General features: G+C 61.1%; 8 protein-coding genes and 1 pseudogene. 5 read left to right on the forward strand and 4 right to left on the reverse strand.

Translation table 11 applies throughout. The annotated features are described in order from the left end of the window. From QN345_RS10945 to QN345_RS10960, 4 genes and pseudogenes are all read left to right on the forward strand, one after another. Positions 1-694, forward strand: a pseudogene (locus QN345_RS10945) (hypothetical protein); the annotation flags it as partial. 19 nt (positions 695-713) lie between these two features. Beyond that, positions 714-1,310 (forward strand): GNAT family N-acetyltransferase, encoded by a 597-nt coding sequence (locus QN345_RS10950; RefSeq protein WP_322187946.1) that lies wholly within the window; start codon positions 714-716, stop codon positions 1,308-1,310. Between the two features lie 292 nt (positions 1,311-1,602). Continuing rightward, positions 1,603-2,718 (forward strand): hypothetical protein, encoded by a 1,116-nt coding sequence (locus tag QN345_RS10955; protein ID WP_322187944.1) that lies wholly within the window; start codon positions 1,603-1,605, stop codon positions 2,716-2,718. Positions 2,719-3,076: 358 nt separating this feature from the next. After that, positions 3,077-4,069, forward strand: a complete 993-nt coding sequence (locus QN345_RS10960; protein ID WP_322140470.1) for an Abi family protein — start codon at positions 3,077-3,079, stop codon at positions 4,067-4,069. Between the two features lie 189 nt (positions 4,070-4,258). On the opposite strand, the gene QN345_RS10965 is transcribed toward QN345_RS10960, so the two are convergent. The 4 genes from QN345_RS10965 to QN345_RS10980 form a co-directional block, all read right to left on the reverse strand. Beyond that, positions 4,259-4,453 carry a hypothetical protein gene (locus tag QN345_RS10965; protein ID WP_322135557.1) on the reverse strand — a complete coding sequence of 65 codons (195 nt, stop codon included), beginning with the start codon at positions 4,451-4,453 and terminating at the stop codon, positions 4,259-4,261. Next, positions 4,450-4,725 carry a glutaredoxin family protein gene (locus tag QN345_RS10970; RefSeq protein ID WP_323505293.1) on the reverse strand — a complete coding sequence of 92 codons (276 nt, stop codon included), beginning with the start codon at positions 4,723-4,725 and terminating at the stop codon, positions 4,450-4,452. The genes QN345_RS10965 and QN345_RS10970 overlap by 4 nt, the downstream gene beginning before the upstream one ends. 424 nt (positions 4,726-5,149) lie before the next feature. After that, positions 5,150-5,434: an ATP-binding protein gene (locus QN345_RS10975; protein WP_416347660.1), complete on the reverse strand. Its 285-nt coding sequence runs from the start codon at positions 5,432-5,434 to the stop codon at positions 5,150-5,152. A gap of 1,057 nt (positions 5,435-6,491) precedes the next feature. After that, complete coding sequence (locus tag QN345_RS10980) at positions 6,492-7,970, reverse strand: hypothetical protein (protein ID WP_323508650.1); 1,479 nt, start codon at positions 7,968-7,970, stop codon at positions 6,492-6,494. Positions 7,971-8,337: 367 nt separating this feature from the next. Here QN345_RS10980 and QN345_RS10985 point away from each other — a divergent pair. Beyond that, positions 8,338-10,390: DEAD/DEAH box helicase family protein (locus tag QN345_RS10985; RefSeq protein ID WP_323508651.1), on the forward strand; the 2,053-nt coding region annotated here is incomplete at its 3' end.

A 10,390-nucleotide genomic window follows, 5' to 3' on the forward strand; every position in this document is an offset into this window, starting at 1 on the left:
CTCGAGTATGGTCGTGCGGGTAGGCGACACCGTTCGCCGCTCCGCCGGTCCTTGGACTCCCGCGGTGCATCAGCTTCTGACCGCACTCCGCGCGGCGGGAGTGATGGAAGTACCTGAGCCCTTTGGCCTGGACGAGCAGGGCCGGGAAGTGCTCTCCTACCTTCCGGGAATCGTTGGCAATTACCCAATGCCCAGCTGGATCTGGTCGCCCACGATCCTGCGCGAGGCTGGGTCCTTGCTTCGACGGGTGCATGACGCGAGCGCGCCCCTCGTGCACGCGGCCGCGGAATGGCAGTTGCCTGCGCACGAGCCAGTCGAGGTGGTGTGCCTGAACGACGTCGCACCGTACAACATGGTTTTCCAAGACGGGCACATCACGGTCTTATCGACGTTGACATGGCGTCCCCCGGGCCTCGGATTTGGGATCTCGCTTTCCTCGTATATCGGCTCGTCCCGCTCGGCGAGTACGCAGACCCTGACGCCCCAGGAGGGGATGCTCGCCCCGGCCGGCTCGATGCGTTCATTCGCTCCTACGGCTATGAGTTCGACCAGACTGCCGTTCTTCGGACGGCAGCGGACCGCATGGAGGATCTTGCCGTTGTCACGGATCAACGTGCCGCCGACACGGGCTGCAGTGATTTCCTGGAGCATGCCGCACTGTACCGACGTGATCGCGACCGACTTCTCGACATGAGCGCAAGCCTGCAGGCCTCGTGAACGCGGATATCCAGGTAGTCCAAGTCAGCGATCCATGCGTGAAGCGTCTAACCGAGGCGGGGTATGTCGTTGTCGGCGAGTCGTGGGGTGCCCGCCTGCGCCTCAGCGATCCACCCAACCTGACGGTCCTGAACGCGGCCGTCGTCGCGGCAACGGACCAAGGATTCCTGATCGAGGAACTCGATGACAGCTGGGCGCTTCAGGTCACGGCCCTTGAAGCCTTGAACCACGCCGACTACCCGTTTACGCCAGCGACATCCGTGCCGCACCGCGACGAGTGCGACGTGCTCGAACTGTGGAAATCCGGGTGCCGCCTATTTGGTGCCATCACTGACGGGCAACTCGTGGCCGTCAGCGTAATTAGCCTGACGGCCACGCGCGCTGAAACCGAATTCACTTCCGTCCACCGCTCTTATCGTCGGAAAGGGCTCGCCGTTGCCGTCAAAGCCGCATCGGTCACGGCGTTGGCCCACGACGGCGTGCGGATCTTCGGCACGGGTGGAGCTCAAGTCAACGCCGGCAGCATCCGCATGAATGAACACCTCGGCTATGCCATCGAAGAACGCTGGCTCAGCCTCACGGTGCCGCAGTAGAACAGGAACGCACGCGCCCGGAGGAGGTCCGGCTTGTGGGCACCAGACCCTACGGACCCAGCGTGGCCCGAACGATCACGATTGCCTTCGGTGGTTGCGTCAACGAGAGGCGACATTCGGAAACCTGTGGTCTCCGGGGTGTTGCGCCTATGCTGAGGCCATGCACGTATCGCTGCGATTTCTTCGCCCTCGACCGATTCCCGGTCGCATGGGCTTAGTCGTACGCGCTTAGGTCCAGCGACAGATCGGTCGGGGGTGGCTCCTCCATCCGATCTCATCAAAGGACCAGAACATGACGTCATATCTCTCTGCGGCGGAACTCACCGACGCGCTCAACCTTCGCGACCTCTCCGACCCTGACCAGGGTCACCATGCGATGCAGACGCTGCTCGACGGCGTCGTATCCGCTCTTGCCGGTCACTGGGACATCCCGGCCGAAACCATCCGATACAGTCCGCTGGTCGCTGTCGCCGACAACTACGACAAGCTCGGCTTCGACCCAACGGCAGTCACCAGGGACCGGCGATACTCGCGCTATGTGAGTCCAACGGTGATGCTGCGCAGCCACACATCGGCCTCGATTCCCACCCTGCTGCAGTCGGTGTCGACGCAGACCAGCTGCGACCGGCTGCTGGTGTTGCCTGGCCTGGTCTACCGCCGCGATGCAATCGACCGCACCCACGTAGGGGCCCCGCACCAGGTTGATCTGTGGCGGGTGAGTTCTGGCAAGACACTCACTGCCGCAGATCTGCAGATGATGATCGAAACCCTGGTGAAAACGGTGCTGCCCGGCGCGAAGTGGCGCCCCGTTTCGGCGGCGCATCCGTACACGGTCAACGGCTGTCAGGTCGATGTGTCAATCGCGGGTGAGTGGCTGGAGCTGGCGGAGTGCGGATTGATCGCACCGCACATCCTCACCGCGGCCGGTCTGGACCCCGATGCGTGGTCTGGGCTTGCTCTGGGCATGGGGCTGGACCGGGCGTTGATGCTGAGAAAGGGTATCCCTGACATTCGGCTTCTGCGGGCGGCGGATCCACGGATCGCACAGCAAATGCTCACCCTGTCACCCTGGCAGGCCATTTCAGTCATGCCCGTGATCCGCCGCGACATCTCGATCGTCGTCGACGTGGCTGCGGACGCCGAGACCCTGGGTGATCGAGCAAGGGCGGCGTTAGGCGATCGCATCGACGACCTTGAATCGGTGGAAGTTCTGAACGCCACCGCGTACGCGGATCTCCCGCGAGGCGCGCAGGACAGGCTGAGGCTCCAGCCGGACCAAGCAAATGCACTTGTCCGACTCACACTCCGACCAATCTCCAAGACCCTGACGCACGGCGAAGCGAATGACATCCGCGACGACATCTATAGGGCATTGCATGAAGGCCCCGTTCTTGAACTGATTGGATAACCGGTTGACAGGCTCTGTTGCGCGGAGTCCATCTGTGCGCAACAGAGACCCGGACACGACCCACCCAGTCTCATCCCCGCGTTCGCAAGGGCTTCGGCGGATTCAAGTGGTGGAAGCAACAGAGGCGATTTCCTCCTTGAGACCAGCTCGCTGAGGAGGTCGTCTAGGGTGCTGCGTTTGAGGGCCGATGTGGGTGCGACTGAACCCGCCAGAAAGGGGTGGGCGAACCCATCGGCGGGGGAGGAATGGCCGGCTGCTGGGTGTCAGAGCGCTGAAGGGCGGCCGTGGTACGCTAAATTCATCACGATCAGCCCGCTCGCCTCACGGCTCGGGCTGATTTTCTTTAACTGGGGGACTCGTGGCTGAGTACACAAAGAAGTGGTTGTCGGTCGACGGACAGGTCGCCAAGCTTGAGTCACGCGGCGTTGAGGTGGGCGACCACGAGAGTTTCCGCGGGTTGCTTCGAGCCGTCGGGTATTACCGACTCACGGGCTACCTTTATCCATTCCGGGAATCGGAACCTTTTCGGGATGACGCCGGACGGATCAGGTTTCGAGTTCTTAACCGCTATCGTTCCGGCACGTCTGTAGGGCAAGCTTCTGCGCTCATTGATTTTGATCGTCGCCTGCGGATGCTCGTTCTCGAGGGCATCGAGCGGATCGAGATTTCTTTCCGCATGCAGATCGGCTATGTGTTGGGCAGGCAATCGGCATTCGCCCACATGGACCCCGTCAACTTCGTCAACTCGTTTACGGAATCACAGACTGATAAGGCGACCGGCGACACACTGCCCAGTAGACACGCGCAGTGGATCGAGCGTGTGAAAGAGCGCCAGGCCGATTCTGACGAAGCCTTCGTCGCTCACTTTCGCAACAAGTACGACGATGAAATGCCTATCTGGGCGTTAACGGAAATTCTGGAGCTCGGACATCTCGGCCGGCTCTATTCGGGATTGAACAGTTCGTTGGCGACGGAGATCGCCGCGGCCTACGGGGCACCGTCGAAGAAGGTAATGGTCAGCTGGATCTCCAGCCTGAACTATGTCCGGAATGTCTCTGCACATCACGCACGCCTCTTTAACCGCAAGCTTGTCAGCGCACCGGCACGACCCAGCCACGACCAGGTGCCACTTCTTGGTCATCTCAAGGACGGGGATTCCGCGAAAGCTGTGTTCGGCGTGTACAACGCTCTCGCGGTGATGGCCTATCTGCTCAGATCGATCGAACCGGACAGTGGCTGGCCCGCCAGGGCCGTGGAGCTCCTAAACTCTTTTCCCGAATCTGGCTGTGTGACGATCGAATCGATGGGCGTCCCGGATGCCTGGCCGACGCTTGAGCTCTGGCGCGCCTGATAGGCGGCACGCCCGGCATTGAATCGATGCACGTGAGCTTGCCAAAGGCAACCGGAGCGCTTCATCTCGGTTGAAGTTATCAGGGGAGTCCTGATCGTCGGAGATGTGGTTACCGGGACTCTGCGCTGAGCCGGTTCAAAGGGGCGTCCCGGCGTGTGTATCGCGGCGAAGGGGCCTCCTCATCGTGTCTCAACGATGAGGTTCGTCGATGCTGAAAGCTGAAACGGATTCGCGGTCGAATCGGATTAGGTGGGCGTCGATGGCGAAGATTTTGAGCTTGTCGGTTGTGGTGCGTAGCTTGTTGAGCGCGTCGCTGTCGATGTTTAGTGCTGCGCATATTTCGGCCGGTGTCATCAGGGGTGAGATAGGTGCGGGCTTGATCACGCGTTCTCCTCCGTCGGCATCGGCGTGAGTGCCGCAGTGTGGGCTGTGGCGATGGCGGAGATTTTGTCGGGTCTGAACCCTGTCCAGTGTTCGGTGCCAACGGTCACGACGGGTGCGTTTCGGTAGCCGAGTTGTGTGACCACGGCGGCGGCGACCTGGTCGTGGGTGAGGTCGATGGTCTCGTAGTCCAGGCCGACGTTGTTGAGTGCTCGTTTGGTCAGGGTGCAGTGGATGCAGTTCGGCAGTGTGTATACCGTGAGTGGTTCTGGCATCGGTGGGTCCTCTTTCTCTTATCTCCCATTGTCTTTTGGCGAAGACCTTGAGACAGCGCCAGGGGTGAATGTGCAAGGGGCCGTGGAATACCGTAGCGCAGCGAGGATATGCCGCGAAAGCCCTTGCGCAGAGGGGAATGGTGCGTACGCTCAGATCGTAAAAGGCAACGGAGTTGTCGCAAAGAAGCCTCGTCGACCAGCGGTCGACGAGGCTTCTTTGATCAGTTCAGAGCCGAAGGCTACCTCTCAGTCTTGGGCGTGGATGCGGCGGCCGTGGTGCGTGGTCTGCGGGTCCGCGGCGTGTTCTTGAGTATTTGCGGGTCTGGGGGCCAGCGAATATTGCCTTCGGGGGCCATCGATATTGCCGCTGGGTGCCACCCAGTCGCGCAGCCGGGGGCCACTGGCGCCCCCGACCGCGCGAGCCTCAGGCCGTGGCGTGACCGGCGGTGTGTTCTCGCATGTTGTGGCCGCCGGTCTCGACCCAGATGGTGTTGTGCACGATGCGGTCCATGATCGCGTCGTCGTGTGCTCCGGAGCCGAGGCGCTGGTGCCAGTCTTTTTGGGCGTATTGGGTGCAGAACACCGTTGATGCCTGGTCGTAGCGGCGCGCGAGCAGCTCAAGGAGCGTGCCGCCACTTGCCCGATGCGCGCGGCGGAACGGAAGGAGTCTAGGCAGATGGACCCGAATGAGAATATTGACTGGCGACAGATCGCGCTATTCACTGCAACGTGCAGTGGCCCCAAACGTCAATATTGCTGGCCCCCAAGAACGCAAATACTCAGGGTCCGGGGCCTCGGGTTCACGTGGCGCGACATCTATAGCGGATCGAGCGCCGACTTCCGCTTCATGTCGCGGCGCTTCGTGGGCTGATCAAACATGCTGTCACCGTCCTCCCGCTCATTGAACGCTGTGAAACCGGTGTCAGCGCTCGTCGAAAAGTAGGCCAGTTTCAGCGACAACGGCCTACTTTTCGACGAGCGTGGACAACCGGTCCAATGAGAAACCCCGCCGGTGGGTTCCGACGGGGCCCTCATGGTTGGATCGACACATTTCGATGATCCGCCGGACGACTCTTCTGGCGGCAGACACCGCAGACAAGACTTGTCAGGTTGCCGCCAAAGGTTCGATGTCAGTAGCCGGCGGATTCTGCTCATCGCGATGTCAGTGATGCGCTCATCTCGATGTCACTGGAGCGCGCGGTCGGCACCCGCCGCCAGCGTCCTCCACCTGATCCACGACCACCTGGGCGTTACCGCGTTCCACGAAACGGCATGGACGTCCTGAGGTGCGTAGCTGGCCGGCACTACTCATCCGCTGACAAGCTCGCTACCTTCTCGACCCAGACGAGAACCTGACCGCATTGGCACCCCACCCCGATGTCCTATATGCCCGAGGACTCACCGATCGCCCAGCCCAGAACGTCCCGAACGAACGCTCGTGAGATAGGAAGATGATTAGACCGCTCCCGAAGCAATTCCCACCCTTGCCGGGCACAGCGACCTGGTTGCTGACAGTCAAATGAACAATTCACTGACATTGAGTTGAGCATTCTCAGCAACGATCACCGAGCCAGACCTGTTATCAGAGAATCTCGCGGTCTTCATTCTTGGGGCGCAGATCGGACGTTTGGCGATTGTCCCAATTCAGAAAGGCCGCGTCGTGCCCGCCCAGTGGGTCCGCGACGATCTGGACAGCCCTGGAACAAAGCCGGTGAAGCTCCCTCCGCTCGCATAGCCGCTCCCGGAGCGAAGCAAGTGTCAGCTGATCAGTTGATCAGTAGGTGAGTTTCGTCAGGTCTTACGACGTTCCGGACCGGAGGAATGGCACCGGTGTTCGCCCAAAAAGAAGGCCCAAGCCATGAAAACTGCGCCCATGCTTCGTCGAGAACTTTGTTTCGTTTCGCAGCCGGAAACCTGCGTTGCAGGGATGTGGACAGGGCCCATGTTGATTGCTCCGGATCGTCGATGATCTCAAGAAGGGCAGGAACGATCTCATTCGACGGTGGGACTGCAACCATGTGTTCGATTTCTCGAAGGGAAGCGACCAGTGTCGGAACTTCCCGGTGCGGGCCGTATTCGGGGAGTCTTGAGTTGGCGAGGTAGAACGGCTCTGCGGTGACAACCAAGCCGATGATGCGGCGATCGTTGGGGATATGTTGGAAGGCATCATGGCCGGCCCTGATGAGGCGTGCTGTCTTGTCGATCTGGTCCCGCCCGTGTGTGATGCTGCGCTCGACGATTGTTTGTTGTGCTGGCCCGGCGGCCTTGGCCGCTAGTGTCATGCGAGCGGATTTCACTTCGATTACGACGACCGCCTCGTCTGCGATGAGGAACCAGTCAGCACTTTTCTGTTCCCCCTCCCGACTGTCGAAAACGACCTCCGGGTAAACTTGGAGGCCTCGTGCCGAGCGGAGTTGTCGACCGACGTACGCCTCGACTCTTGTTCCGAGATCCTCGGCGAACCCTGATTGGGTGCTCTTCATGCCCGCGTAGTACAAATTCGCCGGAGTGATTGCTCGAGGGATCGCTGTCGGGAGGGGTGTCCAGGTTCCCGCGCTCCCGAGATCGACAAGCGGCTTGGTCCAGAGTGGATTGAAAGCAAATCTTCGCTGCGACCACGGGATCCCGCCGGGTGGTAACGCATGCCGCGCCGCGCTCGGAGTGCCAGTTAGCAGGGAAGCCGTGGCTTCGACGTACCGTTTGGGGACGAAACGATCGAACAGTTCGTCTAGTCCGTCCTGCTGGAGCCAAGAAGTTTCGAATCGTCCACCATGGGCCGACGCAAGCGAAGCGATCATCAGGGAGGCTCCGATTGCCGCATCCAAAGGTAGCCCAATCACTTCCTCCCACGGGAACGGATCAATGCTGGGAACGGACTGTCCAAACAGGGCTTGCGATCGGGCGATCTCCTCGAAGACGGATTCCTGGTGCGGAAATTGCTCGTGCGCTAAAGGGGTAAGGATCGTGTTCAGAGTGGGTTCAGCTTGGGACGCCGAAACTTGCCCAAAGGCGTCGAATAGTTCGTCGATTGTAGTGGTATTCACAGAGTTGGGCCGGAACTCGTTTCCATACAGAATTGACTCTCTCGCCATCGCAGCCAGCGCCCACGGTGTGGCTTGTTTCCACTCGTCGTTGGACGTCTGAATCAGCGGTCTACTCGACGACAGCTGAGCAATCGCAGGGATCAGTTGGCTCGGCTTGTACCGGCGAACTTTCTGTACAAACTCACTATAGGAATCGGCCATGGGCTCATTTTCGCAGTCGGCACAGACGCGGCCGAACTCCCCGATCTGGTGGCTGGATCATTTCTCCGCCGGCGTCGCCGCCGCCGCGCAGCTGCTCAGGCCGCGCTCGGATCTGCTCCACTGAACGTCGTCGACATCTCGTCTGCCCCTTCGGGGAGCAACGGACCTGAAATCATTGAAGCCGCGCAGGTAGGTCTTCCGCAACCGGCCGACGAGCGTGGACCTCGAGCCAGCACGCGTTCAACTGAATCGATTGCAGGTCCATCTGGCCGTGGTCACGTGAGAAGGTGCGTTAACCTGACTGAGGGTCGTGAGCGCAACACTGGGGGCGTGACTGTGCGGCCTACCTTGGACGGCGGAGTTGCATATGACGACCATTCACGACTTGCTGGATCAGTACGCACGGTTGGCCAGGGATACCCGGGAAAAGGGTCTCCTGCTTGAGAAACTCGCTCTTTCCTACCTGACAACGGACCCGGTCTGGACTGCTCAGTTCACGGACGTGTGGCTGTGGCAGGACTGGCCGGGTCGCGATGGCAAGGTCGATACCGGCATCGACCTCGTCGCCCGGGAGCGATACGGCGACGGTTTCTGCGCAATCCAGTGCAAGTTCTTTGCGCCGGCGTACGCGATCCAGAAGGGCGACATCGACTCCTTCTTCACTGCGTCTGGCAAACACCCGTTCACGAGTCGGATGGTGATCTCCACCACCAGCAAGTGGTCCAAGCACGCCGCCGATGCCCTCGTCAATCAGCAGATCAGGACCTGGCGCATTGGAGTCGATGACCTTGCCCAATCCAGCGTCGATTGGACCAACTACGTCCTGACAGAACCGGACACTCTCGTGCGTCCACCGACGAAGCAGCTGCGTCCGCACCAGATCACCGCGCTGACTGACGTGGAGCAGGGTTTCGAGGAAACCAGCCGCGGCAAGATGATCATGGCCTGCGGCACCGGGAAGACCTTCACCAGCCTCCGCATCGCCGAATCCATCGCCGGCCCGGGCGGCTCAGTGCTATTTCTGGTTCCCTCGATCGCTTTGCTGTCTCAGACACTGAAGGAATGGTCCGCCGAACGAGCGATGCCTTTGCGCGCGTTCGCGATCTGCTCCGACAACAAGGTCGGCAAAGTTTCCGAGGACTACTCCATATCCGACCTGGCCTACCCCGCCACCACCAGCACCGACCACCTGCTGAAGGAAGTGGCCCGAGCGACCGCGCCAGACGGGCTCACGGTCTACTTCTCCACGTACCAGTCGATCGACGTCGTCGCCCGCGCCCAAGCAGCCGGCCTACCCGACTTCGACCTGATCATCTGTGACGAAGCCCACCGTACCGCCGGATTCACCATGAGCGGTGAGGACCAGTCCGCCTTCCTCCGGGTGCACGACGATACGGCGATCCACTCCGATCGTCGCCTCTATATGACGGCCACCCCCAAGATCTACGCTGAGAGCGTCCGGAGCCAGGCCGCAGAGAAATTCGCCATCCTCGTCAGCATGGACGACGAGAAGACCTTCGGACCGGTGTTCCACCGCCTCGGCTTCGGTGAAGCCGTCGAACGTGACCTCCTCACCGACTACCGGGTCCTCGTCCTGGCCGTCGATGAAGGATCCATCGGCTCGAACTTCCAGGAGAGCTTCGCCATCGACGGCGAGCTGAACATCCCCGATGCGGCCCGCATCGTCGGCATCTACAACGGGCTCGCCAAGCGCGGCGTCAAAGGCCTCGGCGCCACAGACGCCGAACGCGCCCCTCTGCGCCGGGCCGTCGCGTTCTCCAGGTCCATCAAAGACAGCAAAAAAGTGCAGGCCATGCTCAACGGCTACGACGGCGAACTGACCCGAACGACCGGCGTCCACTTCGTCGACGAAACCGGGCGAGCTGCGGACTGGGCCGCCGCCGGCCACGAAAACAGTGGACTCCGGCTAGAAGCGAAACACGTCGACGGCACCATGAACGTCCTCATCCGCAACGAAATGCTCGACTGGCTCAAAGCGGACACCGATCCGGCAGACAACGTCTGCCGGATCCTCACCAACGCCCGCTGCCTCAGCGAAGGCGTCGACGTCCCCGCGTTGGACGCCGTTATCTTCCTCAACTCCCGAGACAGCCAAGTCGACGTCGTCCAAAGCGTCGGCCGCGTCATGCGGAAAGTGGACGGCAAAGAGTACGGCTACATCATCCTGCCGATCGCGGTGTCCGCCGAGAAGACCCCGGAACAAGCCCTGAACGACAACACCAAGTACAAGGTCGTCTGGGACGTTCTGCGGGCTCTCCGCGCGCACGACGAACGATTCGAAGCCAAGATCGAACAGATCGACCTCAACCGCCGCACCGACGACCAAATCCAAATTATCGACGTCCGCGACCGCAGCAACGCCAGCGGGGAAAGCTCCCTCCAAGACGAGACGGATGCCC

Origin of the sequence: Cryobacterium sp. 10I1 (assembly GCF_035019805.1) — a bacterium.
Taxonomy (GTDB): domain Bacteria; phylum Actinomycetota; class Actinomycetes; order Actinomycetales; family Microbacteriaceae; genus Cryobacterium; species Cryobacterium glucosi.

Coding starts and splice junctions, on each gene's coding strand:
- QN345_RS10955 (WP_322187944.1), top strand. CDS start 1,603: ATGACGTCATATCTCTCTGCGGCGGAACTCACCGACGCGCTCAACCTT.
- QN345_RS10970 (WP_323505293.1), bottom strand. CDS start 4,725: ATGCCAGAACCACTCACGGTATACACACTGCCGAACTGCATCCACTGC.
- QN345_RS10980 (WP_323508650.1), bottom strand. CDS start 7,970: ATGGCCGATTCCTATAGTGAGTTTGTACAGAAAGTTCGCCGGTACAAG.